Source organism: Micromonospora noduli (genome assembly GCF_003264365.1).
Classification (GTDB): domain Bacteria; phylum Actinomycetota; class Actinomycetes; order Mycobacteriales; family Micromonosporaceae; genus Micromonospora; species Micromonospora noduli.
The window spans coordinates 1-26,893 of record NZ_PYAK01000025.1 but is presented as its reverse complement, the minus strand read 5'-3'; the positions used below and the strand labels follow the sequence as shown (position 1 = coordinate 26,893).

General features: G+C 71.7%; 30 protein-coding genes. 20 read left to right on the top strand and 10 right to left on the bottom strand.

Annotated features, from left to right (window positions below; translation table 11 throughout):
• Window positions 1–16: 16 nt before the first annotated feature.
• The 3 genes from GUI43_RS19470 to GUI43_RS19460 all read right to left on the bottom strand — a co-directional run bounded on the left by GUI43_RS19470 (window position 17) and on the right by GUI43_RS19460 (window position 3,310).
• The gene (locus GUI43_RS19470; protein ID WP_112588281.1) at window positions 17–1,201 is read right to left on the bottom strand and encodes a low temperature requirement protein A; all 1,185 of its coding nucleotides are present in this window, start codon (window positions 1,199–1,201) and stop codon (window positions 17–19) included.
• A 184-nt stretch (window positions 1,202–1,385) separates the two neighbouring features.
• Window positions 1,386–2,288 (bottom strand): phytanoyl-CoA dioxygenase family protein, encoded by a 903-nt coding sequence (locus tag GUI43_RS19465; protein ID WP_112604298.1) that lies wholly within the window; start codon window positions 2,286–2,288, stop codon window positions 1,386–1,388.
• A gap of 221 nt (window positions 2,289–2,509) precedes the next feature.
• Window positions 2,510–3,310 carry a hypothetical protein gene (locus tag GUI43_RS19460; RefSeq protein WP_373861104.1) on the bottom strand — a complete coding sequence of 267 codons (801 nt, stop codon included), beginning with the start codon at window positions 3,308–3,310 and terminating at the stop codon, window positions 2,510–2,512.
• A gap of 383 nt (window positions 3,311–3,693) precedes the next feature.
• Between GUI43_RS19460 and GUI43_RS19455 the strand changes: the two genes are divergently transcribed.
• Window positions 3,694–4,458: an SDR family NAD(P)-dependent oxidoreductase gene (locus GUI43_RS19455; RefSeq protein WP_112699460.1), complete on the top strand. Its 765-nt coding sequence runs from the start codon at window positions 3,694–3,696 to the stop codon at window positions 4,456–4,458.
• A gap of 42 nt (window positions 4,459–4,500) precedes the next feature.
• Here the strand turns inward: GUI43_RS19455 and GUI43_RS19450 are convergent, their stop codons facing one another.
• Complete coding sequence (locus GUI43_RS19450; protein ID WP_112588330.1) at window positions 4,501–5,289, bottom strand: enoyl-CoA hydratase-related protein; 789 nt, start codon at window positions 5,287–5,289, stop codon at window positions 4,501–4,503.
• A 19-nt stretch (window positions 5,290–5,308) separates the two neighbouring features.
• On the opposite strand from GUI43_RS19450, the gene hemW reads away from it, so the two are divergent.
• On the top strand, window positions 5,309–6,532 hold the full coding sequence (gene hemW, locus GUI43_RS19445; protein ID WP_181541895.1) for a radical SAM family heme chaperone HemW: 1,224 nt from the start codon (window positions 5,309–5,311) through the stop codon (window positions 6,530–6,532).
• 63 nt (window positions 6,533–6,595) lie between these two features.
• Here the strand turns inward: hemW and GUI43_RS19440 are convergent, their stop codons facing one another.
• Complete coding sequence (locus GUI43_RS19440) at window positions 6,596–7,231, bottom strand: DUF4870 domain-containing protein (RefSeq protein WP_502322463.1); 636 nt, start codon at window positions 7,229–7,231, stop codon at window positions 6,596–6,598.
• On the opposite strand from GUI43_RS19440, the gene GUI43_RS34305 reads away from it, so the two are divergent.
• The 4 genes from GUI43_RS34305 (at window position 7,221) to GUI43_RS19425 (ending at window position 10,428) form a co-directional block, all read left to right on the top strand.
• Window positions 7,221–7,364 carry a hypothetical protein gene (locus tag GUI43_RS34305; RefSeq protein ID WP_181549363.1) on the top strand — a complete coding sequence of 48 codons (144 nt, stop codon included), beginning with the start codon at window positions 7,221–7,223 and terminating at the stop codon, window positions 7,362–7,364. The two genes, GUI43_RS19440 and GUI43_RS34305, sit on opposite strands and share 11 nt — an antisense overlap.
• Before the next feature lie 84 nt (window positions 7,365–7,448).
• Window positions 7,449–8,471, top strand: coding sequence for a heat-inducible transcriptional repressor HrcA (gene hrcA, locus GUI43_RS19435; RefSeq protein ID WP_112588271.1), 1,023 nt, complete (start codon window positions 7,449–7,451; stop codon window positions 8,469–8,471).
• A 75-nt stretch (window positions 8,472–8,546) separates the two neighbouring features.
• The gene (dnaJ, locus tag GUI43_RS19430) at window positions 8,547–9,692 is read left to right on the top strand and encodes a molecular chaperone DnaJ (protein WP_181518639.1); all 1,146 of its coding nucleotides are present in this window, start codon (window positions 8,547–8,549) and stop codon (window positions 9,690–9,692) included.
• A gap of 1 nt (window position 9,693) precedes the next feature.
• Window positions 9,694–10,428 (top strand): 16S rRNA (uracil(1498)-N(3))-methyltransferase, encoded by a 735-nt coding sequence (locus GUI43_RS19425; RefSeq protein WP_112699459.1) that lies wholly within the window; start codon window positions 9,694–9,696, stop codon window positions 10,426–10,428.
• 21 nt (window positions 10,429–10,449) lie between these two features.
• Here the strand turns inward: GUI43_RS19425 and ppk2 are convergent, their stop codons facing one another.
• A complete protein-coding gene (ppk2, locus tag GUI43_RS19420; RefSeq protein WP_112730766.1) occupies window positions 10,450–11,361 on the bottom strand; it encodes a polyphosphate kinase 2 in 912 nt (303 codons plus the stop codon).
• Between the two features lie 72 nt (window positions 11,362–11,433).
• Window positions 11,434–12,195, bottom strand: a complete 762-nt coding sequence (locus GUI43_RS19415; protein WP_112699482.1) for an SDR family NAD(P)-dependent oxidoreductase — start codon at window positions 12,193–12,195, stop codon at window positions 11,434–11,436.
• Window positions 12,196–12,293: 98 nt separating this feature from the next.
• Here GUI43_RS19415 and GUI43_RS19410 point away from each other — a divergent pair, with 98 nt between their 5' ends.
• From GUI43_RS19410 to GUI43_RS19375, 8 genes are all read left to right on the top strand, one after another.
• On the top strand, window positions 12,294–12,653 hold the full coding sequence (locus GUI43_RS19410; protein ID WP_088988083.1) for a histidine triad nucleotide-binding protein: 360 nt from the start codon (window positions 12,294–12,296) through the stop codon (window positions 12,651–12,653).
• On the top strand, window positions 12,650–14,044 hold the full coding sequence (locus GUI43_RS19405) for a serine hydrolase domain-containing protein (protein WP_112699457.1): 1,395 nt from the start codon (window positions 12,650–12,652) through the stop codon (window positions 14,042–14,044). Before GUI43_RS19410 ends, GUI43_RS19405 begins: the two co-directional genes overlap by 4 nt.
• A gap of 130 nt (window positions 14,045–14,174) precedes the next feature.
• Window positions 14,175–15,233 (top strand): PhoH family protein, encoded by a 1,059-nt coding sequence (locus GUI43_RS19400; RefSeq protein ID WP_091409765.1) that lies wholly within the window; start codon window positions 14,175–14,177, stop codon window positions 15,231–15,233.
• Window positions 15,234–15,248: 15 nt separating this feature from the next.
• A complete protein-coding gene (ybeY, locus tag GUI43_RS19395; protein WP_030491788.1) occupies window positions 15,249–15,722 on the top strand; it encodes an rRNA maturation RNase YbeY in 474 nt (157 codons plus the stop codon).
• A complete protein-coding gene (locus tag GUI43_RS19390; RefSeq protein ID WP_112588261.1) occupies window positions 15,698–17,122 on the top strand; it encodes a hemolysin family protein in 1,425 nt (474 codons plus the stop codon). Before ybeY ends, GUI43_RS19390 begins: the two co-directional genes overlap by 25 nt.
• Window positions 17,115–17,501 (top strand): cytidine deaminase-like protein, encoded by a 387-nt coding sequence (locus GUI43_RS19385; RefSeq protein WP_112588259.1) that lies wholly within the window; start codon window positions 17,115–17,117, stop codon window positions 17,499–17,501. Before GUI43_RS19390 ends, GUI43_RS19385 begins: the two co-directional genes overlap by 8 nt.
• 5 nt (window positions 17,502–17,506) lie before the next feature.
• The gene (gene era, locus GUI43_RS19380; RefSeq protein ID WP_091409997.1) at window positions 17,507–18,403 is read left to right on the top strand and encodes a GTPase Era; all 897 of its coding nucleotides are present in this window, start codon (window positions 17,507–17,509) and stop codon (window positions 18,401–18,403) included.
• 152 nt (window positions 18,404–18,555) lie between these two features.
• A complete protein-coding gene (locus GUI43_RS19375) occupies window positions 18,556–19,728 on the top strand; it encodes an acyltransferase family protein (protein WP_112699456.1) in 1,173 nt (390 codons plus the stop codon).
• Here the strand turns inward: GUI43_RS19375 and GUI43_RS19370 are convergent.
• Window positions 19,715–20,524 (bottom strand): DUF4097 family beta strand repeat-containing protein, encoded by an 810-nt coding sequence (locus GUI43_RS19370; RefSeq protein WP_112588326.1) that lies wholly within the window; start codon window positions 20,522–20,524, stop codon window positions 19,715–19,717. The genes GUI43_RS19375 and GUI43_RS19370 overlap by 14 nt on opposite strands.
• Before the next feature lie 102 nt (window positions 20,525–20,626).
• On the opposite strand from GUI43_RS19370, the gene recO reads away from it, so the two are divergent.
• The 5 genes from recO to GUI43_RS19345 all read left to right on the top strand — a co-directional run bounded on the left by recO (window position 20,627) and on the right by GUI43_RS19345 (window position 23,758).
• Entirely contained in the window at window positions 20,627–21,493 is an 867-nt protein-coding gene (gene recO, locus GUI43_RS19365) for a DNA repair protein RecO (RefSeq protein WP_091409749.1), read from the top strand.
• A 4-nt stretch (window positions 21,494–21,497) separates the two neighbouring features.
• On the top strand, window positions 21,498–22,310 hold the full coding sequence (locus GUI43_RS19360; protein WP_091409745.1) for an isoprenyl transferase: 813 nt from the start codon (window positions 21,498–21,500) through the stop codon (window positions 22,308–22,310).
• A 71-nt stretch (window positions 22,311–22,381) separates the two neighbouring features.
• Window positions 22,382–22,567: a hypothetical protein gene (locus GUI43_RS19355; RefSeq protein ID WP_112588255.1), complete on the top strand. Its 186-nt coding sequence runs from the start codon at window positions 22,382–22,384 to the stop codon at window positions 22,565–22,567.
• 232 nt (window positions 22,568–22,799) lie between these two features.
• The gene (locus GUI43_RS19350) at window positions 22,800–23,000 is read left to right on the top strand and encodes a thioredoxin reductase (protein ID WP_249037795.1); all 201 of its coding nucleotides are present in this window, start codon (window positions 22,800–22,802) and stop codon (window positions 22,998–23,000) included.
• Window positions 22,997–23,758, top strand: coding sequence for a pirin family protein (locus tag GUI43_RS19345; RefSeq protein ID WP_112588253.1), 762 nt, complete (start codon window positions 22,997–22,999; stop codon window positions 23,756–23,758). Before GUI43_RS19350 ends, GUI43_RS19345 begins: the two co-directional genes overlap by 4 nt.
• Before the next feature lie 125 nt (window positions 23,759–23,883).
• On the opposite strand, the gene gnd is transcribed toward GUI43_RS19345, so the two are convergent.
• Window positions 23,884–25,326, bottom strand: coding sequence for an NADP-dependent phosphogluconate dehydrogenase (gnd, locus tag GUI43_RS19340; protein WP_112588251.1), 1,443 nt, complete (start codon window positions 25,324–25,326; stop codon window positions 23,884–23,886).
• Between the two features lie 189 nt (window positions 25,327–25,515).
• Window positions 25,516–25,812 carry a thiamine-binding protein gene (locus GUI43_RS19335; protein WP_030336432.1) on the bottom strand — a complete coding sequence of 99 codons (297 nt, stop codon included), beginning with the start codon at window positions 25,810–25,812 and terminating at the stop codon, window positions 25,516–25,518.
• Between the two features lie 290 nt (window positions 25,813–26,102).
• Here GUI43_RS19335 and GUI43_RS34655 point away from each other — a divergent pair, with 290 nt between their 5' ends.
• Window positions 26,103–26,588 (top strand): hypothetical protein, encoded by a 486-nt coding sequence (locus GUI43_RS34655; protein WP_146765931.1) that lies wholly within the window; start codon window positions 26,103–26,105, stop codon window positions 26,586–26,588.
• The last annotated feature ends 305 nt before the right edge of the window (window positions 26,589–26,893 follow it).

The following is a 26,893-nucleotide window of genomic DNA, read 5'->3' as shown; positions in this document are numbered from 1 at the left end:
CTACGACGGCCCTTCATCACGATGGCGCGGCGGCCTCGACCAGGCGTCTGCGCGCGACCAGCCCTTCCCCGACCAGGGTGCCCAGCAGGACCAGGTTCGCCAGCATCAGGGCGGCCAGGGGCGGGAACAGGAGGGTGGCGGGTGCCACCAGGGCACACAACACCGCGATCGCCAGCACCCGGGACCAGAGGGTCCGGCCGGTCACCACGGCATCGAACAGGACGCTGCCGAGCAGGAACAGGACCGGTCCGCCGAGGGTGGCGACCATCAGCTCGACCGGGGCGCGGCCGAACGGCCGGTCGATGACCAGCGAGGTGCTGGTCGAGACCAGGACCACCCCGGCCACCATGACCAGATGGCTGTACGAGGTGGAGGTGCCGGAGCGGACCCGTTCCACAGTTGCGACGCTCGGTGGTGCCAGGATCCGCTGGACCCGCTGGAAGTAGAGCTGGAACAGCAGTACCGCGCTGAGGAACGCGACGGCGCTGGTGGCCACCGCGCCGGCCGTGAATCCGCTGCCGGCCAGCCCCGTGCCGGTGCTCAGGATCAACTCGCCGAGCGCGACGATGAAGATCGCACGGTGCCGCTCGGAGAGGTGCACCCCGGTGAAGATCTGACTGGCCAGCTCGGTACGCCCCAGCCTCGGCGTCGGCCAGCCGACCCGGGCCGAGCCGAGGTCGACCACCACCGCGAGAGACCAGAGCACCAGTCGGGCGGTCTCGTCCACGAACACCCCGGCCACCCAGGGCATCACTGTGATGCCGAACCAGAAGAACACCCGGATGCTTCTTGCCTGGATCGGCCGGTTCACCCGGGTGCCGGGGATCAGGACGGCGTCGCGGACCAGGTGAATGGCGAAGTAGGCCGCGACGAAGAGCCACCCGTACCGACCGAAGGCGTACGGGGTCGCGATCGCCATCAGCAGGGTGCCGAGCATGACCAGCAGGGTGGTCGCCTGGATGATCGGCAGTCGGGGGTTGAACAGGTCGGTGAGCCACGCGGTCAGCACCCAGACCCACCAGGCGGCCAGCAGCAGGACGGCGGTCTGCGCCGCGCCCCGGACGGTGAGGTTCTCGGCCAGGCTGGCAGCGAGCCGGGAGAACATGAAGATGTAGACGAGATCGAAGAAGAGTTCCAGGAAGGTCGGGTATTCCGGCTCGCCGCGGCGGCGGAGGATCCGGGGGAGCGGAGCGGATGTCACTGCGCTGCCTCCTGTGCCACCCCGCGCCCTGGCGCCGCGCCCCGACCTGCGCACCCGCCACGCTACCGACAGTGCGGTCTCCGGTGGTCGGGAACGGGCTGGGCCGGAGCGGTCGGTCCGCAGACGTGAAACGGCCCCCTGCCAACGCTGAGCGTCGGCAGGGGGCCGTCCTACGAGCAGTGGGTCAGCGGAGCCAGGGAATGTTGCGGTCGAGCAGACCGCGCTCCTTGAGCTCCTTGCGCAGCGGGATCTCGTCGTCGACGTACCCGTCCCAGTTGATGCCCCAGTAGTTGGCGGTGTGGGTGCCCTCACCGATCAGCTGGCGCTGCACGGGGGTGCGGTTGCGGTACCACTCGCCGTTCACGTCGGGGTGCAGCTCGTCCAGCGGACGGATCCACCGGTAGGTGTAGCCGACGAAAAGCATCTTGCGGGTGATGGTCGACAGGTTCGTCGACCGCGAGTGCCACTGCCGGCGGTCGAAGATGAAGGCGTCGCCCGGGTTGGCGGTGATCTCCACCGTGCCCTCCGGGTCGGGGTTCTGCACGGTGAGGTCCGCCGGCCGGGGCAGCGAGTTCTTCAGGTGGCTGCCCGGGATGACCTTGGTGGCGCCGCGGCCGGTCTCGGAGAGGTCCGACAGCACGTACGCGACCTTCAGCGAGAACATCGGCCGAGGCAGGTTCGGGTCCATCGTCTCCGGGTCGGAGTTCTGCCGGTACCCGTCCTGGTGCCAACCCCAGTACGGCTTCTCCGGCTCGGCGGCCGGCGGGGTGACGTCCAGGTGGTTGTGGTGGGTGTAGATGTTCCAGCCGGCCAGCCCCCACATGTACGGGAAGGCGATCGGGTGGGTCAGCAGCTCACCGAAGAGCTCGTCGCGCTCCAGGAAGCCCAGCAGGTGCAGGGTGCCGTCCTTCTTGGTGGTGCCCTTGGCCTGCTCCTCCGCGTAGACGCGGTCGACCGCCGCCTCCAGCGCCGCCCGGTGGTCCTCCGTCAGGACGTTGCGCAGCAGGAGGAAGCCCTGCTCGTGGAACTCCTTGCGGTCAATGTCGCTGATCGGTTCGTAACCGGTCCGGTCGCCGTAATCGAACACCGCGTCGTACCCCTCCCCATGAGGTGAAACCTTTTCTGGCACAGGCCGCCGATCGTAACGCGGCGGCCCAGGCATCGGGGAGGGTGTGGCGCGGGATTGGGCCAAGGCGGGACCCCACGCAGCGAGAGAAACGCACAGAGTGAGATCCGGGTGATCAATAGTGCGATTCGATGCGTATTGCCCGATTGTGCGGTGACTGCCGGTTAAGAGATCCAGGTCGGTCAACCCTCGTTGAACACTTCGGCGATCACCTGGCCGGCGGGGTTCTGCCGGGCGTCCACACGGCCCCACGAGCCGTCGCGGGCGGTCCACTCCAGGTCGCCGAAGCGGACCCGCTTCACCCCGTGGTCCTGGGCGTGCGAGACCAGCCAGTGCGCGTACCGCCAGCCGTCGCGCTGGTCGCCCGGAGTCACCGCCAACCCGGTCGGGTCGGTCGGGTCGGTGCCCTTGAGCCCCCAGTCCAGCACCAGGTTGCGGGTCAGTTGCGCGGCCGCCGCCGCGCCGTGCATCGCCGGGGTGCGCCCGACCGTGCAGGCGACAGCGCCGCTGGCGTCACCGAGCAGGGCCCGGCTGAGCACCTCGGAGTCGTCGGCCCACTTCTGGTACGCCTCGGGGAACGCCGAGCGCTGCACCCGCTGGGCGGCGTCGGTGACGCGCATCTCCTCCCAGCCGCGCACCTTCTTGAGGGCCGCGTAGAACCGGTTGGCCGCGTAACGCGGGTCGCGGATCTGTGCCGGGGTGCCCCAGCCCTGGCTCGGTCGCTGCTGGAACAGGCCGACCGAGTCGCGGTCGCCGTCGGCGAGGTTGCGCAGCCCGGACTCCTGGTACGCGGTGGCGAGCGCTACCACGACGGCCCGCTCGGGCATTCCGCGCTTCGCGCCGATCGCCGCGATGGTCGCCGCGTTGGCCATCTGGTCGGCGTCCAGCGCGACCCGTCCGTCGGCCTGCACCGTGCACTTCCGTGCCATCAGTGGCAACGTGAGATTGTCGCCGACCTGCCGTACGACGAGCCAGATCGCGATCACGGCGATGAGGATGAGCGCCACTCCACCCGCCACGGTTGCCCGAGTTCGCACCCACACCCCCAGATCGACAGTCTGACAAGCGTACGTCCCCGCTGGCCCTCCGCGGGTCGTCCGAGTGGTTCGGGCCCGGCCTGGCCGACTCCGACCGGTTCGGGGGCGGCTCCGCTGTCGCGTACCGGTTGGCGACGTTCCCGCTCCGGTGGCGATCTCACCTGCCACGTCGTTCTGTCGCTCGTCCCGGTGCAGGGCTGTCATGAGCGTCACCGGGTAACCGACAACGGGAAGCGATTGATCGGTCAAGGACTTGAGCCAGTTGACATATCAATCCGACCCACCCTCCCATACCCGGGCGTGTTGGTCGTCGATCGAGGGGGAGTTCCATGGGAACGCTCGATGGCAAAGTCGTGCTGATCACCGGCGCCGGCGGTGGTCTGGGCCGCGTCGCGGCGCTGACCTTCGCCCGCGAGGGCGCGAAGGTCGTCGGGGCCGACCTCCAGGTCGCCGGTAACGACGAGACCGTCGAACTCGTCCGTCGCGCCGGCGGCGAGATGACCGGCATCGCGCCGGTCGACCTCACCGACCCCGAGCAGGTACGCAAGCTCGTCGACGACGCCGCGGCCACCTACGGCGGGCTCGACGTGGTCTACAACAACGCGGCCGCGCTCCGCTTCGGCCCGATGCCCGACTTCTCCGTGCAGGACTGGCGCTACACCATCACCGGAGAACTCGACATTCCGTACTTCGTGTCGAAGTTCGCCTGGCCGCACCTGGTCCAACGCGGCGGCGGTGTCATCATCAGCGCCGCCTCCATGGCCGGAATGATCGGCGGCCACGTCCCGCCGATGGTCGGTCACACCGCCGCGAACGCCGGCATCATCGGCATGACGCGACAGCTCGCCCTCGAAGGCGCGCCCCACGGCATCCGCGCGGTGGCGGTCAGCCCCGGACCCACCCTCACCCCGGCCAGCGAACGCGACCTCGGTGACAACCAGGAGGCCCGGGACGCCATCACCGCCAAGACGCTCCTCAAGCGCTTCGCGCGCCCCGAGGAGGTCGTCGAACTGGTGGTCTTCCTCGCGTCCGACCGGGCGTCGTACATCACCGGGGCGAACTACCCGGTCGACGGCGGCGCGACCGCCTGGTGACCCGACAGTGGGGCGCCGCCGCTCCCGGTGGCGCCCCGACCGTCAGGCGTCGAGAGCGGGCACCCAGCGCGCCGGTCGTTTTTCGCGGAACGCGGTGACCCCCTCGCGCCCCTCGTCGGAGAGGAAGTAGCCGGTCGAGACGGCGGAGAGTCGGGCCAGGTCGGCGCGCAACTCGGCGGTACCCGGTCGGCGCAGCAGCTCCTTCGCGCCGGCCAACGCCCCGGGCGCGCCGCGCACCAGCGAGTCGCAGTAGCCCCGTACCGCGTCGTCCAACCCGTCCGCCGGGACCGAGGCCGTCACCAGGCCGATCTCGGCGGCCCGGCGACCGTCGAAGGTGTCGCCGGTCAGGTACAGCTCGGCGGCGGCGCGGGGGTGCAGCCGGGGCAGCACGGTCGCCGAGATCACCGCCGGGATCACCCCGATGCGTACCTCGGTGAACGCGAACGTCGCCTCGTCGGCGCAAACCGCAAGGTCGGCGGCGGCGATCAGGCCCAGCCCACCGGCCCGCGCCGGCCCGCCGACCCGGGCCAGCACCGGCTTCGGGCACTCCCAGAGCGCCGCGAGCACGTCACCCAGCATGCCGGCCGGCACCGTCCCGCTGGCGTACGCCGCGGCGGTCTCCTTCAGGTCCGCGCCGGAGCAGAAGACCGGGCCGGTGTGGTCGAGCACGATCACTCGGACCGCCTCGTCGGCGACCGCGTCCGCCAGCCCGGCCAGCAGTTGGGTCATCAGGCCGGTGGAGAGCGCGTTGCGGTTGTGCGGGCTGTCCAGGGTGAGGGTGGTCACCCCACGGGCCGTGGCGACCCGCACGAGGACGTCGGGAGAGGTCATGCCGGGCACACTAGTGGCCATGCCCGGCGTCCTTCCAGATGGTGAGACCGTCCCCGTCGACGGATCGTTGCCCGCCACCGCCACCGCGGCGGTCGGCGCGCGCGGCTTCGGCGTGTACGTGCACGTGCCGTTCTGCGCCAGCCGCTGCGGATACTGCGACTTCAACACCTACACCGCCGCCGAACTGGGCGGCGGCGCCAGCCGCGAGGGGTACGCGGACACTGTGCTGGCCGAGCTGAAGCTCGCCGCCCGGGTGCTCGGCGACACCCCGCCGCCCCGGGTCGACACCGTCTTCGTCGGCGGCGGCACGCCCACCCTGCTCCCCGCCGACGACCTGGCCCGCATCCTCGACGGCATCGACCGCACCTGGGGGCTGGCCGCCGACGCCGAGGTGACCACCGAGGCCAACCCCGAGTCGGTCACCCCGGAATCGTTGAAGCTGCTGCGGGCCGCCGGCTACACCCGGATCTCGTTGGGCATGCAGTCCGCCTCCCCGGGGGTGCTGGCGATCCTGGACCGCAAACACAGCGCCGGCCGGGCCACCGCCGCCGCCCTGGAGGCGCGCGACGCCGGGTTCGAGCACGTCAACCTGGACCTGATCTACGGCACCCCGGGGGAACGGGCCGAGGACTTCGCCGCCTCGCTGGAACAGGTCGTCGCCGCCGGGGTGGACCACGTCAGCGCGTACGCCCTGATCGTCGAGGACGGCACCCGGCTCGCCGCCCGGATGCGGCGCGGCGAGCTGGCGTACCCCAGTGACGACGTGGCCGCGGACCGCTACCTGGCCGCGGAGGCCGCGCTCGACGCGGCCGGGCTCTCCTGGTACGAGGTCTCCAACTGGGCCCGCACCGAGGAAGCCCGCTGCCGGCACAACCTGCTCTACTGGACCGGCGCGGACTGGTGGGGGCTGGGGCCGGGGGCGCACAGCCACGTCGGTGGGGTGCGCTGGTGGAACGTGAAACACCCCTCGGCGTACGCCCAGCGGTTGGCCGCCGGTGCGTCTCCCGGTCTGGCCCGGGAGGTGCTCACTGTCGACGAGGCGCACATGGAGGACGTGATGCTCCGGCTGCGGCTGGCCAGCGGCCTCCCGCTGGCGGTGCTCGACGCCACCGGCCGGGCCGGCGCCGAGCGGGCGCTGGCCGGCGGCCTGCTGGCCGCCGACGAGTACGCCGCCGGCCGGGCGGTGCTCACAGTGCGCGGGCGGCTGCTCGCCGACGCGGTCGTCCGCGACCTGCTGCCCTGAGTGGCCCACCCCCGGACCGGGACTGCGGTGCTCCGGACCGGCCGGGGGAGCGGCCGGCCCGGTTCACTTGATGAAGTTGGCAGTCATCGGGTAGCGGTACGGGGTGCCCTCGTTGGCCTTGATGCCGGCGATGATCCCGAACAGGATCTGGATCACCACGACGGCGATGCTGGGCAGGAAGAGCAGGCACCAGCTCACGAAGAGCAGCACGAACGCGATGATCGACCAGAGGATCTGGAAGTTCAGGGCGGCCAGGGCGTGTGCCCGGACGGTCGGCGACTGCTGGCCGCGGGCCAGGTAGGCGATGAGCGGGGCGACGAAGCCCAGCGGACCGAAGCTGACCAGCGCGCCGAGAGCGCCGCCGAAGTGCGCGACCAGCGCCCAGGTCTTGTCCTCGTTGTTGGCGTAGCCGCCGCCGGGGCCGCCGTAGGCCCCACCGGCCGGGTAGCCGCCGGCCGGGGGATAGCCCCCGGGCGGGGGGTAACCGCCTGCCGGAGGGTAGCCGCCTGACGGCGGTTGGTCACCGGTGGGCGGCGGATAGCCACCGGGCGGGGGATAGCCGGCCGGGCCGGGCGCCCCGGACAGTGGTGCGGTGGGCGGCTCGGCCGACGGGGACGGGCCTGGGGAGGTGGGCTCCGGCGGGTAGTTGCCGGGGTCGCCCGACCCGGGAGGGCGAGGAGGTTCAGTCATGGATGTCACGGTAGGGGCCCGTGGCAACGCCGCACCAGAGCGACACCGCCTGGCAGTGCGGGCCGATCGGCCCAACGCCGGTGGCGTGGGCCGCACCGGCGGGTGGCCGTTGATCATCGCGTCGGCCGGCCCGCCGACGTAGACTGGCACTCGTTACAGTCGAGTGCCAGGACGGCCCGGCCGGCCCAGAGCGCCGGCGGCCGACGTGCGACAGGAGGTGCGGAGGATGGGTCTCGACGACCGGAAACTCGCCGTGCTCCGCGCCATCGTCGAAGACTACGTCTCCACCCAGGAGCCGGTCGGGAGCAAGGCGCTGGTCGAGCGGCACCAGCTCGGGGTCTCCCCGGCCACGGTCCGAAACGACATGGCCGTGCTGGAGGAGGAGGGCTACATCCGGCAGCCGCACACCAGTGCCGGCCGGGTGCCCACCGACCGCGGCTACCGCCTCTTCGTCGACCGGTTGTCCCGGGTCAAGCCGCTCAGCCCGGCCGAGCGCCGGGCCATCGAGCGCTTCCTGGTCGGCGCGGTCGACCTCGACGACGTGGTGCACCGCACGGTGCGGTTGCTCGCGCAGCTGACCCGGCAGGTCGCCGTCGTGCAGTACCCGAGCCTGGCCCGCTCCTCGGTGCGTCACCTGGAGCTGGTGCCGATCTCCACCACCCGGCTGATGCTCGTCATGATCGCCGACACCGGGCGGGTGGAGCAGCGACTCGTGGAGCTGCCCGGGCCGGTGCCCGCCGACGACGTCACCGACCTGCGCCGACTGATCAACGAGAAGCTCGCCAACGCCCGGCTGTCCGAGACGCCGCCGCTGGTGCAGGCGCTGGTCGAGGAAGCGCCGACCGGGCTGCGTCCGACCATGACCACGCTCGCCACCGTCCTGCTGGAGACGCTTGTCGAGCGGCACGAGGAGCGGATCGCGCTCGCCGGCACCGCGAACCTCACCCGGGGTGGCCTGCTCGACTTCCAGGGCTCCCTGCGGCCGATCCTCGAAGCTCTGGAGGAGGAGGTCGTGCTGCTCAAGCTCATCGGTGAGACCGAGCCGAGCACGACCCGGGTGCTGATCGGCGACGAGAACGAGTTCGACAACCTGCGCGCCGCCTCGGTGGTCAGCACCGGGTACGGCCCGGGTGCCACCATCGTGGGCGGCCTGGGGGTGCTGGGGCCCACCCGGATGGACTACCCCGGCAACATCGCCACGGTGCGCGCCGTGGCACGCTACGTGGGCGAGTTGCTGGCCCAGAACTGATTGGTCAGGGCCGATGCGGCCGGCTGCGGCCGCCGACCGGCGCAACGCGAGACGAACATGAGGACACGGAACGCAGTGGCCAGGGACTACTACGGCATTCTCGGTGTGAGCCGGGAAGCCTCCGATGACGAGATCAAGCGCGCCTACCGCAAGCTGGCACGCCAGTTCCACCCGGACGTCAATCCGGACCCGGAGGCTCAGGAGAAGTTCAAGGACATCAACGCCGCGTACGAGGTCCTCTCGGACGACCGGAAGCGGCAGATCGTCGACCTGGGTGGCGACCCGCTCGCCCCGGGTGGCGGCGGTGCCGGCGGCCCGGGTGGCCCCGGAGGCGCCGGCCCGTTCGTCGGTTTCCAGGACATCATGGACGCGTTCTTCGGCGGTGCCGGAGGTGGGGCCCGTGGCCCACGGCCGCGTACCCGCCCGGGCGCCGACGCGATCCTGCGGCTCGAACTCGACCTGCACGAGACGGCCTTCGGCGTGGAGGCCCCGATCACCGTCGACACCGCGGTTCTCTGCACCACCTGCTCCGGTGCCGGCACGGCCGCCGGCACCCACCTGGCGACCTGCGAGGCGTGCGGCGGTCGGGGCGAGGTGCAGTCGGTGCAGCGCACCTTCCTCGGCCAGGTGGTCTCCGCCCGGCCGTGCACCGTGTGCCAGGGCTACGGCACCACCATCCCGCACCCCTGCCCCACCTGCGCCGGCGACGGCCGGGTGCGGACCCGCCGTTCGCTGACCGTCAAGATCCCGGCCGGCGTCGAGGACGGCATGCGGATCCGGCTGGCCCAGCAGGGCGAGGTGGGCCCCGGCGGCGGCACCGCCGGTGACCTCTACGTGGAGATCCACGAGCGCCCCCACGACGTGTACTCCCGCAAGGGCGACGACCTGCACTGCCGGGTCACAGTGCCGATGACGGCGGCGGCGCTGGGCACCCGGCTGACCATCAAGACGCTGGACAGCGAGGAGACCGTCGACGTCAAGGCCGGCACCCAGCCGGCCAGCACGCTGCGACTGCGCGCCCGGGGCGTGCCGCACCTGCGCGGCACCGGCCGAGGCGACCTCTACGTCCACCTCGACGTGCGGACGCCCACCAAGCTCGACCCGGACCAGGAGAAGATGCTGCGCGACTTCGCCAAGACCCGTGGTGAGGAGGTCGCCGAGCTGTCCAAGCAGGGCGGCTTCTTCTCCCGGATGCGCGACGCGTTCAACGGGCACGCCTGAGGTGTCCGCACCGCTGTTCCTGGTCGAGGCGCTGCCCACCGGCGACGCGCTGACCCTGGACGGCCCGGAGGGGCATCACGCCGCCACCGTGCAGCGGTTGCGCGTCGGCGAGGAACTGCTGCTCGCCGACGGCCGGGGTGGCACGGCCGCCGCCGTGGTCACTGCCGTCGGCCGGGGCAGCCTGGAGGTCACCATCACCTCCCGGGGGTACGCGGACGCGCCCGTACCCCGGCTGGTGACAGTGCAGGGCATCGCCAAGGGCGACCGGGGTGAGCTGGCCGTACAGGCGATGACCGAGGTCGGGGTGGACGAGATCGTGCCCTGGGCGGCCTCGCGTTCGGTGACCCAGTGGCGCGGTGACCGGGGCGTACGCGCCCGGGAGAAGTGGGTGGCCACCGCCCGGGAGGCGGCCAAGCAGGCCCGCCGGCCGTGGCTGCCGGTGGTGGCCGGTGCGCCGGACGAGTCCACCGCCACGGTGGCCCGTCGGATCGCCGGTGCCGCCGCCGGGTTCGTGCTGCACGAGGAGGCCGAAGAGCGGCTCACCACCGCCGAGTTGCCCTCCACCGGCGAGATCGTGCTGGTGATCGGCCCGGAGGGTGGCATCGCTCCGGCCGAGTTGACCGTCTTCGCCGAGGCCGGCGGGCGAGCCGTACGCCTCGGGCCGGCCGTGCTGCGCACCTCGACCGCCGGCGTGGCGGCCCTCAGCGTGCTCGCCGCCCGCCTCGGTCGCTGGTGACCCGTCGGCGGCCGGCTCGTTTCAGGGCCGGGGAAACACCGGCACCACCTCTTCCTCCGGCCCCAGGTCCAGTCCGGCCGGCCCGATGATCTGCGGGTCCGGTGTGCCGACCACGTCGGCGTCCTTGCCGATGTAGTCGAAGCGGTGCAGCACGTGCCGCATCGCCTCGAGCCGGGCCCGCTTCTTGTCGTTGCTCTTCACCACCGTCCACGGCGCGTCGGCCGTGTCGGTCCAGAAGAACATCGCCTCCTTGGCCTCGGTGTACTCGTCCCACCGGTCGAGTGAGGCGATGTCCATCGGGGACAGCTTCCACTGCCGGACCGGGTCGACCTGGCGGATCGCGAACCGGGTGCGCTGCTCGTTCTGGGAGACGGAGAACCAGAACTTGACCAGCCGGATGCCTGAGCGCACCAGCATCCGTTCCAGTTCCGGGGCCTGCCGCAGGAACTCCAGGTACTCCTTGCGGCTACAGAAGCCCATCACCCGCTCCACGCCGGCCCGGTTGTACCAGGAACGGTCGAACAGCACGATCTCGCCGGCCGCCGGCAGGTGTGCCAGCCAGCGCTGGAAGTACCACTGGGCGGCTTCCCGCTCGTCCGGCTTGGCGAGCGCCACCACCGACGCGCCACGCGGGTTGAGGTGCTCCATGAAGCGTTTGATGGTGCCGCCCTTGCCGGCCGCGTCCCGGCCCTCGAAGAGGATCACCAGACGCTCGCCGGACTCCTTGATCCAGTCCTGGAGTTTCAGCAGCTCGATCTGGAGGAGCCGCTTGTCGCGGTCGTACTCCTCGCGATCCAGTCGCTCCTCGTACGGGTAGTCCTCGCGCCAGGTGTCGACGGGGGTGCCGTCGGGGCGGAGCAGGACAGGGTCGTCGTCGTGGCCATCGGCCACCCGGTAGTCGGCGGTGAGGTCCAGCAGCGCGGAGTCGGCCATGTCGGTGGGACTTACCCTCCCGCGAACCGCCAACCACATCCCCGGCCGGGTGACCTGCCTGCGGCGTCGACCTCAGCTGCGCAGGTAGGAGGCGCCGTTGAGGTCGACGATCGTGCCGGAGGCCCACTCGGCGTGCGGCGAGGCCAACCAGTGCACGGCGGCGGCGATCTCCTCCGGTCGGCCCACCCGGTCGAACGGGCTCTGCGCCCGGATGGCCGCGCCCCGCTCGCCGCGCAGGTGCTCGGTGGTCATGTCGGTCGCCACGAAGCCCGGCGCGACGGTGGCGACAGTGATGCCGTACGGCGCGAGCGCCACGGCGAGGGACTGGCCCAGCGCGTTCAGCCCCGCCTTGCTGGCGCCGTACGCCGGCTGCTCCGGCTCGCCGCGGAACGCGCCACGGGACGAGACGTTGACGATCCGCCCGCCGCGTTCGCGCATGTGCTGGGCGGCGCACCAGGTGACGTTGCCGGCGCCGGTCAGGTTGGTCTCCAGCACCTGCCGCCAGCGCTGCTGCCACTCCTCGTAGGAGGCGCCGAAGATCGGGTGCGGGTCGTCGCGGTCGCCGTACGTCCCGGCGTTGTTGACCAGCACGTCCAGCCCACCGAGCAGTTCGGCGGCCCGGTCGACCATGACCCGGACCGCGTCCGGATCGGTGAGGTCGGCGCGGACCACCACGTGCCCGGTGCCCGGCAGTTGCGCGCGTAGTTCCTCGGCCGCGTCGGCGGAGTCGCGGTGGTGGATGGCCACCCGGTCGCCGCCGGCCGCGAACGCCTTCGCCACCGCGCGGCCGATCCCGCGCGAGGCCCCGGTCACGAGTACCGCCCGATCCGTCATGCCGGCCATCCTGCCTCAGCCGCACCTTCCCTGCGAACGGGCCGGCGGCGCCTGCTGCGCCGGAGCGCCCCCGGCCCGTTAGTCCTTACACTGCCCCGATGGGATCCGACTGCCTGTTCTGCCGCATCGTCGCCGGGGAGATCCCGGCCACCGTGGTCCGGGAGACCGACACCACGCTCGCCTTCCGCGACATCGACCCGAAGGCGCCGGTGCACGTCCTGGTCATTCCGAAGGAGCACTACGCCGACGTCGCCACGCTCGCCCAGGGTGACCCGGCGCTGGCCGCCGACGTGCTGGCGACGTCCGCCGCCGTGGCCGAGGACGAGGGGCTGCTCGGCGACGGTTTCCGGCTGATGTTCAACACCGGCGCGTACGGCGGGCAGGAGGTCTTCCACGTGCACGCGCACCTGCTCGGCGGTGCACCGCTCGGCCCGATGCTCGCCCGGGACCTGGCGTGAGCGAGCGCGGTCCCGACGGTCGCGGTACTGAGCACCTGGACCGGTCGGTCCGGCGGGTGCAGGCCGAAGCCCGGGTGCCGGCGGTGTCGGCGGCGCTGCACCGGGCCGACCGACCGCTCTGGAGCTGCACCGTCGGCGAGACCGGCACCGACAGCCCCCTGGACGCGGGCACCCAGTTCCGGATCGGCTCGATCACCAAGACGTTCACCGCGGTGCTGGTCCTGCGGTGCCGCGACGACGGGCTGCTGGACCTGGACGACCCGGTGGGCCGGCACCTGGACGTCCCGGCGCACGGCGAGCTGACCGTACGCCGGTTGCTGTCGCACACCGGTGGCCTGCAACGCGAGCCGTTCGGCGATGTGTGGGACAGCCTGCGCGCACCGGACGACGACCAACTGGTCGCCGAGCTCGACCGGGCCGAGCGGGTGCTGCCGACCGGCCGGCGGTTCCACTACTCCAACCTGGGCGTGGCCGTACTCGGCCAACTCGTCGCCCGGCTCCGCGGCGGCAGCTGGGCGCAGGCGCTCACCGAGCGGATCCTGACGCCGCTGGGGCTGACCGACACCACGGTGACCCCACGGCCGACGGCGGCCACCGGGTTCCTGGTCGACGCGTACTCCGACGAGGCGCACCCGGAGCCGCCGACCGACTTCGGCGCGGTCGGCCCGGCCGCCCAGCTCTGGAGCACCGCGACCGACATGGCCCGCTGGGCGGCGTTCCTGGCCGACCCGGCGGCGCTGGACCCGGCCGGCGCGGTCCTCGCCCCGACCACCCTGGACGAGATGCGCTGGCCGGCGACCACCACCGACGAGACGCTGTGGGGCGCGGGCTTCGGGCTCGGGCTGATCCTCATTCCGCAGGGGGAGCGGGTGCTGCACGTGGGGCACGACGGGGCGATGCCCGGGTTCCTCGCCGGGGCGTACGGCCGCCGCGGCGGTGACGGCACGCCCGGCGCGATGGGCGCCGCGGTGCTCGGCTCGTCCGGCACAGCGACCGAACTGTTCGACCTGTCGCACCGGCTGCTCGCCGCGGCGGTCGAGCACGATCCGGCTGAGATCGAGCCCTGGCGACCCGGCGCACCCGCGCCGGCGGCCCTGCGGGGTGCGCTCGGCCGCTGGTGGGGCGAGGGCTCCGAGTACGTCTTCTCCTGGCACGACGGCACCCTGCGGGCGCGCGGGGTCGGTGACCCGCCCGGACGCCCACCGGCGATCTTCACCCCGCTGCCGGACCAGCCGGACGTGTTCCGGGTGGTCTCCGGTCGGGAGGTCGGTGAGCTGTTGCGGCTGACCCGGGACGAGGCCGGCGCGGTGGTCCGGATGCACTGGGCGACGTACCGGTTCACCCGCCACCAGGAGACCTTCGACCGGTACGACTTCCGGGCCGGGAGTTGATCGCGGCCAGCGGAAATGGGCGCGATGCGCCCCGCGTTGAACCGATACGATGGGTGTAACGTCCGCACGCCAGGCCAGCAGGCCGGCGCCGAGATCGAGAGCAGGTGCGCAGGGCCCTTCGGCCCAACCTATGACCGGCACCCCACCTCCCGGCCCGCCCCGGGTGCAGACCAGGATCACCGTGCCCGACCCGAAGATCATGGTCAATCTGCTCGGCGCAGGCGACGAGATCCTCAGACTCGTCGAACGCTCGGTCACCAGTGACGTGCACGTTCGCGGCAACGAGATCACCATCACCGGTGACCCCGCGGACAACGCCCTCGCCGAGCGGGTCTTCAGCGAGCTCCTCGAACTCATCGAGAAAGGCGAGACCCTGACCACTGACGCCGTCCGGCGTACCGTCGGCATGCTCGAGCAGGGCAGCGCCGAGCGGCCCGCCGAGGTCCTGACACTCAACATCCTCTCCCGGCGCGGGCGCACCATCCGTCCCAAGACGCTCGGGCAGAAGAAGTACGTCGACGCTATCGACACCCACACCATCGTCTTCGGCATCGGCCCGGCGGGCACCGGAAAGACCTACCTGGCGATGGCGAAGGCCGTCCAGGCGTTGCAGGCCAAGCAGGTCAACCGGATCATCCTCACCCGGCCGGCGGTCGAGGCGGGCGAGCGACTGGGCTTCCTGCCCGGCACGCTCAACGAGAAGATCGACCCGTATCTGCGCCCGCTCTACGACGCGCTGCACGACATGCTCGACCCGGAGACCATCCCGAAGCTGATGGCCGCCGGCACGATCGAGGTCGCCCCCCTCGCCTACATGCGGGGTCGGACGCTCAACGACGCGTTCATCATCCTGGACGAGGCGCAGAACACGACGCCCGAGCAGATGAAGATGTTCCTCACCCGACTCGGCTTCAACTCCAAGATCGTCGTGACCGGTGACATCACCCAGGTGGACCTTCCCGGCGGGACGAGCAGCGGCCTGCGGGTGGTTCGGGAGATCCTGGAAAACGTCGATGACGTGCACTTCTCCCAGTTGTCCAGCTCTGACGTGGTCCGCCACCAGCTGGTCGGGGAGATCGTCGACGCGTACGCCCGCTGGGACGCCGAGCGGGAGAACCAGCAGGCGCAGGGCGTTCACGCCGTGCCTGGGCGACCCGCCCAGGGCGGCCGGGCCGCCCGCCGCCGCTAAAGCAGAGGAAAGCAGTTGTCCATCGAGATCGCCAACGAGTCCGGTGTCGACGTCGACACCGACGCCGTGCTCGCCGTCGCCCGGCACGCCCTCGACGAGATGGGGGTCAACCCCCTCGCCGAGCTGTCAGTGCTGCTGGTCGACATCGACTACATGACCGAGCTGAACCACCGCTGGATGGGTGGCGACGGCCCGACCGACGTGCTCGCCTTCCCCATGGACGAGGGCAGCGTCGACCACGGCCCGGGTGAGTCCGCACCGGCCGGCGGCGAGCCCGCCCTGCTCGGCGACATCGTGCTCTGCCCGGAGGTGGCGGCCAAGCAGGCCGCTACCGCCGGGCACGCGCCGGCCGACGAGCTGCACCTGCTCACCGTGCACGGGGTGCTGCACCTGCTCGGCTACGACCACGCCGAGCCGGAGGAGGAGCGGGAGATGTTCGCACTCCAGGCTCGGCTGCTGGCGAGCTGGCGGTCGACCCGCACCCAGTGATGTCCACTCCTCCGTTACTCGCGGCCGGCGCCACCGCCGGCCTTCCCGACTTTCAGCTGATCGTCTTCGCGGCCGGTCTGGTGGTGCTGGCCGGCCTGATCGCGATGACCGAGGCGGCCCTCGCCGCTGTCTCACCGGCCCGAGCTGCCGAACTGGCCCGCGACGGCGTGCGCGGCGCCCGCACCCTCCAGGTCGTGGCCGGCGACGTCGTCCGACACCTCAACCTGCTCCTGCTGTTGCGGCTGCTCGCCGAGCTGACCGCCACCACACTGGTGGCGCTCGTGGCGGTGGACAGCTTCGGCGCCGGCTGGCGGGCCGCGCTGGTGACCGCCGGCGCGATGACAGTGGTCAGCTTCGTGGTGGTGGGCGTGGCCCCGCGCACCATCGGCCGGCAGCACGCCTACGCCGTGGGTCGTGCGGTGGCGCCGCTGGTCCGCTGGCTGGGCCGGGCGCTCAACCCGCTCGCGTCGCTGCTGATCCTGATCGGCAACGCGGTCACCCCGGGGCGCGGCTTCCGGGAAGGTCCGTTCGCCACCCAGGTGGAGCTGCGGGAGCTGGTCGACCTGGCCGAGCAGCGCGGCGTTGTCGAGCACGGCGAACGCCAGATGATCCACTCCGTCTTCGCGCTCGGCGACACCATCGCGCGTGAGGTGATGGTGCCGCGTACCGAGATGGTGTGGATCGAGGAGGGCAAGACGCTTGCGCAGGCGCTGGCGCTCTTCCTGCGCTCCGGTTTCTCCCGCATCCCGGTGATCGGCGAGAGCGTCGACGACGTGCTGGGGGTGCTCTACCTCAAGGACCTGATCCGGCGCTCCCGTGGTGGGGACCCGAGGGCCGAGCAGTTGCCGGTGGCCGAGCTGATGCGCCCCGCGACCTTCGTGCCGGAGTCCAAGCCGGTCGACGACCTGCTGTCCGAGATGCAGGCGGCCCGCAACCACCTGGTCATCGTGGTCGACGAGTACGGCGGCACCGGCGGTCTGGTCACCATCGAGGACATCCTCGAGGAGATCGTCGGTGAGATCACCGACGAGTACGATGTCGAGCGCCCGCCCGTCGAACGTCTGGCGGACTCCTCGGTGCGGGTGACCGCTCGCCTGCCGGTGGAGAATCTCGGCGAGATGTTCGACACCGACCTGCCCACCGACGAGGTGGAGACGGTCGGCGGTCTGCTCGCCCAGTCGCTGGGGCGGGTGCCGATCCCGGGTGCCGAGGCCGAGGTCGCCGGTCTCCGCCTGGTCGCCGAGGGCACCACCGGCCGGCGCAACCGGATCGACACCGTCCTGGTCAGCCGGGTGGAGCCGGGCGATGAGCACGACACCGCGGGGCGCGGCGAGCACGCCGGCCCCGGGGACGACACTGACAACTATCGAGACGATGAGAGGCAACCCGCCGATGCCTGACACACCCGCCGCGCCTGTCGCCCGGCCCACCCCCACAGCGTCGGGCGCGCTGAGCGCCGAGGACGGCAAGCTCGTCGTCCTGGCCCGGGGAGCCCGCGCGAGGGTTGGCGCCGTGGAGGGCGCCGCGGTCCGCGACCAGGACGGCCGGACGTACGCGGCGGCCAGTGTCGCGCTGCCGTCGCTGACGCTCACCGCGTTGCAGTTGGCGGTGGCTTCGGCAGTGGCGGCCGGGGCGAGTCGGCTGGAGGCGGCGGTGGTGGTGACCGAGGCGTCGACGCTGGATGGTGCCGGGCACGCGGCGGTACGGGACCTCGCGGCGGACGCACCGGTCCACGTGGCCGCTCCGGACGGCACGGTCCTCGGCACGGTGACCCAGTGAGCCCGGTGCAGGATCCGGAGGCGCGTCCGTACCGGGCCGGGTTCGGCTGCTTCGTCGGTCGCCCCAACGCCGGCAAGTCGACGCTGACCAACGCCATCGTCGGCACCAAGATCGCCATCACCTCGAACAAGCCGCAGACCACCCGGCACGTCATCCGGGCGGTGCTGCACCGACCGGAGTCGCAGCTGGTCCTCGTCGACACGCCGGGCCTGCACCGCCCTCGTACGCTGCTCGGCGAGCGTCTCAACGACCTGGTCCGGTCCACCTGGACCGAGGTCGACGTGATCGGCCTGTGCATCCCGGCGGACGAGCCGGTCGGGCGCGGGGACCGGTTCATCACCGGCGAGTTGGCCGAGTTGAAGGCGACAGTGCTGGCGGTGGTCACCAAGACCGACCTGGTGGACAAGCGTCGCCTGGCGGAGCAGTTGCTGGCGGTCAGCAAGATGGGGGAGTTCGCCGAGATCGTGCCGGTGAGTGCGGTGTCCGGGCACCAGGTGGACACCCTCGTCGACGTGATGACCAAGTACCTGCCGCCGTCGCCGCAGCTCTACCCGGACGACATGCTCACCGACGACCCCGAGCAGGTGCTGGTCGCCGAACTGATCCGCGAGGCCGCCCTGGAGGGGGTCCGCGACGAGCTGCCGCACTCCATCGCCGTGGTGGTGGAGGAGATGATCCCCGAGGGTCAGGTCATGAAGATCTACGCCGACCTGTACGTGGAGCGGCCCAGCCAGAAGGCCATCGTGCTCGGGCACAAGGCGAGTCGGCTCAAGGAGGTCGGCACCAACGCCCGCAAGCAGATCGAGGAGCTGCTCGGCGGTCGGGTCTACCTCGACCTGCACGTGCGGGTCGCGAAGGATTGGCAGCGCGACCCGAGGCAGCTGCGCAAGCTGGGCTTCTGACCCACCTCGTCGGCGGTGCCCGACCGGCGGCACGATCGCCTTCGGTCGGGCAGCCGGGGATGTTCACGCTCGGTTGAGGTAGCTGTCGTTTGGTGCGGGCGCCACGCAGGGTAGGAAAGTTGTGCCCCGCGTCCCCGACCGAGTGCAGGCTGATGCGCAACAGGTACCTCGACCTCCTCCGTGCCCTGGCCATCGTTCGAGTGGTGGTTTACCACGTCACCGGATGGGCGACCCTCACCCTCGTCTTCCCCGCCATGTCGGTGATGTTCGCGCTGGCGGGCTCGCTGATGGCCGCGTCGCTGACCCGGGTCGGACCGGCGGCGGTCGGGCATCGGCTGCGTCGACTGCTGCCGTCGCTGTGGGTGCTCGCGGTGGTCTTCGTGCCGGCCATGCTGTTCAGCGGGTTGTCGGTGAGCCCCGGGGTGCTGCTGTGGCTGTTCCCGATCGCCGACCCGCCGGCCAATCACTGGGGCGCGCTGGCGCTGAGCGTCATCTGGTACCTGCGCGACTATCTCTGGTTCGTGCTCGCCTCGCCGGTCGCGTTCTGGCTGTTCCGGCGTGCCCCGCTGATGACCCTGCTCGCCCCGTACCTCCTGCTGGTGACGATCGAGGTGGGGATCTACCCGGCGCCGCCGGTGCTGCGCGAGTTCGGGCTCTACTTCGGCGCGTGGCTGCTCGGCTTCGCCCACCACGCCGGGATGCTGCGCCGACTCTCCGGCCGACTGCTCTACCCGGTGGCGCTCGCCCTCGCCGTGGGCGGCGGCGCCTGGATCGTCGCGCATCCCGGGCCGCGCGGGTACGACCTCAACGACAACCCCCTGGGCAACGCCCTCTGGTCGGCCGCGTTCGTCCTGATCGTGCTGGGCCGGGCACCGGCCGCGGTGGCCTGGCTGAGTCGGAGCCGACTGGCCGACCGGGCGGTGACAGTGCTCAACCGGCGGGCGCTCACCGTCTACCTCTGGCACATGCCGTTCGTGGTGGCGCTCACTCCGCTGGTCGACGTGGTGGGCTGGTCCCACCAGGACCCGGTGGGCCTGGCCATCCGGGTACTGCTGGTCTTCGCTCTGGTCGGGCTGGTCACCCTGGCCGTCGGTTGGGTCGAGGACGTCGCCGCCCGCCGCCGCCCGGAGCTGATTCCCGGCGGCCCGGCGCAGTCCGCCGACGCGGCGATCCGGCCGGATGCCGAGGGTGCGGCCCGGCCGGGTGCCGAGGGTGCGGCCCGGCCGGGTGCCGAAGCGGCGGGCGGTGCCGGGGCGACCGTCGGACGAGCGGTGGTGCCGGCGCAGCGGACGGCCGGGGCCAACGTCGAGATCAACGCTCGCTGATCGTGAGGTTGCCGCTGTCGGCCGAACCGTCGAGCACCAGGGACGCCGCCGGGTTGTCGGAGACGGTGACGGTCTTGTCGCCGGAGTCGGCGCTGGACCGGACCCGGTAGCTGCCCTGCGGCACCACAAGCGTGACGTCACCGCTGGAGGCGTGGACCCGGGCCGAGGCGGGCTTGTCCAGCTCCACGTTGACATTGCCCGAGCTGGCCTCGGCGTCGACAGTGCCGCCCAGCCGACGTGCGCTGATGTCTCCGGACGAGGCGCGCAGCCGTACCGCCGCGGCGGCCTCACTCACCTCGATGTTGCCGGAACGGGCCTCCACCCCTACCGCACCCGACGCACCGGAGATCCGCACGTCGCCGGAGCTCACCTGTAGATCCACGGTGCCGACCCGGCTCAGCTCGACGTTGCCAGAGCTGGTCTCGCCCTGCACCGCCACACCCTCCGGCACCGTCACCTCGTAGGAGATGCTGCACCGCGAGCCACAGTCGGTGTCCAGCACCAGCTCGCTGCCCTTGATCTCGTAGCGGGTGTTGTCCGGTTCACCGCCCTGGTAGCGAACCACTCGCTTGATCCGCACCTCGGACGCCGGGCCGGTGCCGCGGACCACCACGTCGCCCGAGCCCCCGGAGACCCGGACCGTGGTGATCCGGACCGCCTCGGTGTTGTCGTAGTCGAGTCGACGGAACGACAGGTTGTCGCACCCGGCGAGCACGATGAGGGTGGTGGCGAGCCCTAGCGCGACGGGAGCGGCGACGCGACGACGGCGGGGGGTGGTGGTCAGGTGCAGTGCCATGACCAGCACGCTACGGCCGGGCACGAGGCGGCCGCATCGGGGTTCATCCGCGCTTGCACCCCGAACCAACCCTGATTTCACACCCCGAGGGAGAATGGCCCGATGGCCGGGTATCGCCGACAGCTCTACCGCGACGACGCGGTGGTGCTGCGTGTGCAGAAGCTCGGCGAATCCGACCGGATCATCACCCTGCTCACCCGCCGGCACGGCCGGCTGCGCGCGGTGGCTCGAGGGATCCGCCGCACCACCAGCAAGTTTGGTGCCCGGCTGGAGCCGTTCGGCCACGTCGACCTCCAGCTCGCCGGTGACCCGAAGGGCAATCACGGCAGCTCTCTGCACACCGTCAGCCAGGTCGAGGGCATCGACCTGTACGGCAAACGGTTCCTGGGCGACTATCCGCGCTACACGGCGGCCAGCGCGATCGCCGAGACCGCCGAGCGGCTGACCCCGGTGGAACGGGAGCCATCGCTGCGGCTGTTCCAGCTCACCATCGGCGCGTTGAAGGCGCTGTCCCGGGGCGAGCACGCCACCACCCTGGTGCTCGACGCGTACCTGCTGCGCGGGATGTCGCTGGCCGGCTGGGCGCCGGCGCTGGTCGCCTGCGCGGTCTGCGGCACGCCCGGCCGGCACCGGGCGTTCTCGGTGCCGGCCGGAGGCGCGGTCTGTCCGGACTGTCGGCCACCCGGGGCGGCTCATCCCGCCCCGGCCACCATCGATCTGATGTCCGCGCTGACCTCCGGCGACTGGGTGATCGCCGACGCCACCGACGCCGCCGTCCGTCGGGAGTGCAGTGGGCTGGTCGCGGCTCACCTGCAGTGGCACCTGGAGCGCGCGCTACGCTCGCTGCCGCTGGTCGACCGGGGTTCCTCGGCGGCCGGCACGGCCCCGCCGCCGGAGGGCACCGGGGCCGTGGTGCTCCGGCCACGTGGCGACGTCGAGGCCGGGGCGGACGGCGCGAACAGGGAGTGACCACGTGATCCGATCGAAGAAGGCCGGCCGGCGCGAGCCGACGCCGCCGGTGCCACACCCGTCCGGGGCCCGCCCTCCGGCGCTGCCCACCGAGGCGGTGCCGAAGCACGTGGCGGTGGTGATGGACGGCAACGGTCGCTGGGCCAAGGACCGCGGGCTGCCCCGCACCAAGGGGCACGAGGCGGGCGAGCACAGCCTCTTCGACACCATCGAGGGCGCCATCGAGATGGGCATCCCGTACCTGTCGGCGTACGCGTTCTCCACCGAGAACTGGCGGCGCTCGCCCGACGAGGTCCGGTTCCTGATGGGGTTCAACCGGGACGTGATCCGTCGCCGCCGGGACCAGCTGGTCGACCTGGGCGTACGGGTGGTGTGGTCGGGCCGGCCCGGTCGGCTGTGGAAGAGCGTCATCTCCGAGTTGCAGACCGCCGAGGAGATGTCCCGCGACAACTCGACGCTGACCCTGCAGTTCTGCGTCAACTACGGCGGGCAGGCCGAGATCGGTGACGCCGCCGCCGCGATCGCGCGGGACGTGGCGGCCGGCCGGCTGGATCCGGCGAAGGTCACCGAGAAGACCGTGGCGAAGTACCTCTACCACCCGGAGATCCCGGAGGTGGACCTGTTCCTGCGCCCCTCCGGGGAGGAGCGGATCTCCAACTTCCTGCTCTGGCAGACCGCGTACGCCGAGTTGGTCTTCCTGGACACGCTCTGGCCCGACTTCGACCGCCGCCACCTCTGGTACGCGTGTGAGTTGTACGCCCAGCGGGACCGACGGTTCGGCGGCGCGCTGCCCAACCCGGTCGCCCCGGTTATCTGAGCCGACGCGCTTACCCGCACGTCACTCTGGGTATCAGAGACGTCAGAAGCCACTGACGGAGGTGAACCCACATGATCCAGAAGCGCGTTGCCCAGTGGGCGGTGATGGCGATCGCGGTGCCGCTGGCCGCTGCCGGTGCCCGCCGGCTCAGCCACACCCTGGAGGCCCGGCGTGGTCCCTCCGGGGCGACCCGGTTGCTGACCAAGGGTGCGGACCTGATCCGTCCGCAGAAGGCCAAGCGCCGCCGCTTCTTCTGACCGACCCCCAGGCTGTCCCAGCGCCGCCCGCACCCCCCGTGCGGGCGGCGTTGTCGCATTCCCCGCAGTGCCGAAGGGCCTGGGCAGGCACCACGGCGACCATCAGGCTTGGCACCGAGCGGGGGTGGTGTGCTCGTTTCGGGGTCCTGCGCAAGGGCTGCGGGTAGGGTCCGGAGGTGGTGGGACGACGGCGGTTGGGGGGCAGATGCGTGATCTCCGCTTTAAGATGATCATGGCGTTGAACGCCGCCGACCTGGGCGACCCGATCTGCGAGCAGGTGGCCGAGATCTGTGCCGAGATCGCCGAGCAGCACTGCGCCGAGTTCGGCCACACACCGCAGCTGCGCACCGGTGAGATCGCCGAACTGGCCACCGGCGAGCCGGCCCTGACCTGGGCGCCGTCGACCCCCGCCGCCGGGCAGCGTGCCTGGTGACCGCGCCCGCACCCGCTGTCGACATCCGTCGTGCCGATGACCGCTTCGCCACCCGGATCTCCTGGCTGGACTCCAAGCACTCCTTCTCGTTCTCCCGGCACTACGACCCGGCCAACACCCACCACGGCCTGCTGCTGGTCAACAACGACGACGTGGTCCGACCGGGGGCCGGCTTCGAGACCCACCCGCACCAGGACATGGAGATCGTGACCTGGGTGCTGCGCGGTTCCCTGGTGCACCAGGACTCCACCGGGCACTCCGGGGTGATCTACCCGGGTCTGGCCCAGCGGATGAGCGCCGGCACCGGGATCCTGCACTCGGAGAAGAACGACGCCTGGCGGCTCAACAACCAGGAGCCGCACACCGACCCGGTGCACTTCGTGCAGATGTGGGTGCTCCCCGACGAGCAGGGCGTCGACCCCGGCTACGAGCAACTCGAGATCGAGGACGAACTGCTCCGCGGGGGCCTCGTGCCGATCGCCTCCGGGATGGACCGCTACGACGGCGCGTCCGCGATCCGGATCCGCAACCGGTACGCGACCCTGCACGCCGCCCGCCTCGCCCCCGGCGACGAGGTCACCATCCCGGACGCGCCCTACGTGCACCTCTACGTGCCCGACGGCACTGTGACCCTGGAGGGCAGCGGTCCGCTCGGCAGTGGTGACGCCGCCCGGCTCACCATGACCGGTGGCCGGCGGGTGACCACCGACGAACCGGCCGAGATCCTGGTCTGGGAGATGCACGCCACGGTCGCCTGACCGTCACCCGCGCGGCCTACCCCCATGATCTCGCCCGAACATGGATGTAGTGGCCTCCCCACCGGGGGAGACCACTACATCAGGGATCGAGCACGATCACGGCGGCGCGCAGGGCGCCACCCCGGCTACGCCGGCGACTCGGTGCGGTCGGCGGCCCAGGTGGTGTGGAACGAGCCCTCGCGGTCCACCCGCTGGTAGGTGTGCGCGCCGAAGTTGTCCCGCAGACCCTGGATCAGCGCGGCGGGCAGCCGCTCCGCGCGCAACGCGTCGAAGTACGCCAGCGACGACGAGAACGCGGGCGTCGGCACACCCGCCCGGGTCGCGTCGGCCACCACCCGCCGCCAGCTCGGCACGCCAGCGCTGACCGCCTCGGCGAAGTACGGCGCCACCAGCAGCGTCGGTAGGTCCGGCTGCTCGTCGTACGCCTCACGGATCCGGTTGAGGAAGCGGGCCCGGATGATGCAGCCGCCCCGCCAGATCGTTGCGGTGCCGCCCAGGTCGATGTCCCAGTTGTATTCCTGGCTGCCCGCGCGGATGTGGTCGAAGCCCTGCGCGTACGCGACGATCTTGGAGGCGAGCAGCGCCCGGCGAACGTCCTCGACGAAGGTCTCCCGGTCGGTCACCTGCCACTTCTCACCCGCGTCGGGGAACGCCCGGCGGGCCGCCTCGCGCTGGTCGACGTGCCCGGAGAGCGAACGGGCGAAGGTCGCCTCGGCGATCCCGGTGATCGGGATGCCCAGGTCCAGGGCGCTCTGCACGGTCCACCGGCCGGTGCCCTTCTGCTCCGCCCGGTCCTGCACGATGTCCACGAACGACCGGCCGGTCGCCGCGTCGGTGTGCGCGAGCACGTCGGCGGTGATCTCGATGAGGAACGACTCCAGCTCGCCGTTGTTCCACTCCCGGAAAATCTCCGCGATCTCGGCCGGCGTCGCGTCCAGGCCGGCCCGGAGCAGGTCGTACGCCTCGGCGATGAGCTGCATGTCGGCGTACTCGATGCCGTTGTGCACCATCTTGACGAAGTGCCCGGCGCCGTCCGGCCCGACGTGCATGCAGCACGGCACGCCGTCCACCTGGGCGGCGATCTTCTCGAACATCGGCCCGAGCTTCGCGTACGACTCGACGGAGCCGCCCGGCATGATGCTCGGCCCGCGCAGCGCGCCCTCCTCGCCGCCGGAGACGCCGGTGCCGCTGAAGTGCAGCCCCTGCGCCCGCAGCGCCTCCTCGCGGCGACGGGTGTCGGCGAAGTGGGCGTTGCCACAGTCGACGATGATGTCGCCCTCGTCGAGCAGCGGCACCAACTCGTCGATCACCGCGTCGGTGGGCGCGCCGGCCTTCACCATGACGATGACCGCGCGGGGTCGTTCCAGTGACGCCACGAAATCGGCCATCGTCTCGCCCGGCAGAAACGTGCCCTCGTCGCCGTGCTCGGCGACCAGGCTGCGGGTGCGCTCCGGCGAGCGGTTGTGCACTGCCACCGTGAAGCCGTTGCGGGCCAGGTTGCGGGCCACGTTGCGACCCATCACCGCCAGCCCGGTCACACCGATTTGTGCCCTCGCCTGATCAGCCATTCGTGCCGCCACCTCTCGTCACACCACTATCAGCGTTTGGAAACTTACCGTGATGTGAGCCGATACGGACCAGTGATGGACGTCCCGTTACTGCACGTAATGTGGACGTTGCCGCTGGCGGCTCGGCCTCATTTCGGTGGTCGGTATGCCCCGCGCAGGGAAAGTTGTCGTCATCCCGCGCCGCGCGCGTCAGCCTTCGGCGAGACGGGCTTCGATACGGGCGATCTTCCCGGTCAGCGCGTCGGTGACCCCGGGCCGGACGTCGGCCTTGAGCACCACACTCACCCGGGGCGCCCGCGCGGCGACCACGTCGACCGCCCGCTTCACCACCGCCATCACCTCGTCCCACTCGCCCTCGACGGTGGTGAACATGGCATCGGTCCGGTTGGGCAGGCCGGACGCACGGACCACCCGCACCGCCTCGGCGACCAGGTCACCCACGGAGTCGTCACCGCCGAGCGGGGTGATCGAGAACGCGATCAGCATGTGCCGATCGTGCCAGTAAAAACGGATGCGCGTCGGTCCGGCGGTGGCTACGGTACGAACATGCGTAACTGACGCCCCACTTCCGAGCCGGCCCGCCGTCCCGCGTCGCGGTCCGTGCGCTCCCGGGCGTCCCGCATTCCCTCCCCGCCGTTCGGCGGCGATGGCCCTGCCTGGCCCCGGTGAGCAGTCCCTTCCCCACTCGACCGTCGCGCAACGACGGTCACCAGCCGATCCGACCGACCGCCGCAGCGCGGGACCGGCCGCGCCGGTCGGCATTGAAGGAGGCCCGGATGCCTGCCAGGCGTAACCCGAAGAAGACCCGTACCCCGAGAGCGATGCCGCTCGGCGTCGACCCGGCGGCCGGCCACGGCCCGCTCCCAACCGCTTTCCCCGCCCTCGACCCGGCCCTGCCGGCGGTGCTTGTGGAACCGGGAACGCTGGCCGAGCCGGCGCTGCTGGCGGTGCTCGCCGAGCCGGCGCTTCCGACGGCACTGGCCGAGCCTGCGCTGTTGGCGGTGCTGGCCGAGCCGGCGCTGCCAGCGGCCGTCCTGGACGAGGTGGCGCCGCCGGTCGACGTGCCGACAGCGGTCGATGTTCCGACGGTCGTCGACGTGCCGCTGGTCGTCGACGCGCCGACGATGCGAGATCTGCCGAAGCCGACCGGTCGACCGAAGGCACCGACGGCCGGCCCGCCGCAGGGTGGCGGCAACCGCTCCGGCGGCGGCCGCAGCCAGCAAGCCGGCCAGGCCCGCCGCTACGCCTTCCGCCGCAGCTGACCGAGCCACCCCAGCCCGGCCTACCCCGGCCCACCCCGGCCCGGCCCGGCCCGGCCTGGCCTGGCCTGGCCCGGCCTGGCCTGGCCTGGCGATCTTGCGCTTCCTGTCGTCGCATCACCGGCATAACGGGACGAATCAACGACAGAAACCGCAAGATCGGCGAGGGCGGCGCGTGGGCGCTGGGTGGTGACAGCAACATCAGGGATGTAGTGGCCTCCGCCGCCAACGAGGCCACTACATCCCTGATGTTGTGCGGATCTTGCCGGCGGCCGGCGGCCGGCGGCGGGCGGCCGGCGGCGGGCGGC

Bases quoted from the DNA above. Each gene is read 5' to 3' on its own strand.
- GUI43_RS19335 (WP_030336432.1), bottom strand. From the start codon at position 25,812: ATGCTGATCGCGTTCTCGATCACCCCGCTCGGCGGTGACGACTCCGTG.
- GUI43_RS34305 (WP_181549363.1), top strand. From the start codon at position 7,221: ATGGATGTCACGGTAGGGGCCCGTGGCAACGCCGCACCAGAGCGACAC.
- hrcA (WP_112588271.1), top strand. From the start codon at position 7,449: ATGGGTCTCGACGACCGGAAACTCGCCGTGCTCCGCGCCATCGTCGAA.
- GUI43_RS19455 (WP_112699460.1), top strand. From the start codon at position 3,694: ATGGGAACGCTCGATGGCAAAGTCGTGCTGATCACCGGCGCCGGCGGT.
- GUI43_RS19415 (WP_112699482.1), bottom strand. From the start codon at position 12,195: ATGACGGATCGGGCGGTACTCGTGACCGGGGCCTCGCGCGGGATCGGC.
- GUI43_RS19370 (WP_112588326.1), bottom strand. From the start codon at position 20,524: ATGGCACTGCACCTGACCACCACCCCCCGCCGTCGTCGCGTCGCCGCT.
- GUI43_RS19410 (WP_088988083.1), top strand. From the start codon at position 12,294: ATGGGATCCGACTGCCTGTTCTGCCGCATCGTCGCCGGGGAGATCCCG.
- GUI43_RS19450 (WP_112588330.1), bottom strand. From the start codon at position 5,289: ATGACCTCTCCCGACGTCCTCGTGCGGGTCGCCACGGCCCGTGGGGTG.
- recO (WP_091409749.1), top strand. From the start codon at position 20,627: ATGGCCGGGTATCGCCGACAGCTCTACCGCGACGACGCGGTGGTGCTG.
- GUI43_RS19400 (WP_091409765.1), top strand. From the start codon at position 14,175: ATGACCGGCACCCCACCTCCCGGCCCGCCCCGGGTGCAGACCAGGATC.
- ppk2 (WP_112730766.1), bottom strand. From the start codon at position 11,361: ATGGCCGACTCCGCGCTGCTGGACCTCACCGCCGACTACCGGGTGGCC.
- GUI43_RS19375 (WP_112699456.1), top strand. From the start codon at position 18,556: ATGCGCAACAGGTACCTCGACCTCCTCCGTGCCCTGGCCATCGTTCGA.
- gnd (WP_112588251.1), bottom strand. From the start codon at position 25,326: ATGGCTGATCAGGCGAGGGCACAAATCGGTGTGACCGGGCTGGCGGTG.
- GUI43_RS19385 (WP_112588259.1), top strand. From the start codon at position 17,115: ATGCCTGACACACCCGCCGCGCCTGTCGCCCGGCCCACCCCCACAGCG.
- GUI43_RS34655 (WP_146765931.1), top strand. From the start codon at position 26,103: ATGCCTGCCAGGCGTAACCCGAAGAAGACCCGTACCCCGAGAGCGATG.
- GUI43_RS19355 (WP_112588255.1), top strand. From the start codon at position 22,382: ATGATCCAGAAGCGCGTTGCCCAGTGGGCGGTGATGGCGATCGCGGTG.
- GUI43_RS19350 (WP_249037795.1), top strand. From the start codon at position 22,800: ATGGCGTTGAACGCCGCCGACCTGGGCGACCCGATCTGCGAGCAGGTG.
- hemW (WP_181541895.1), top strand. From the start codon at position 5,309: ATGCCCGGCGTCCTTCCAGATGGTGAGACCGTCCCCGTCGACGGATCG.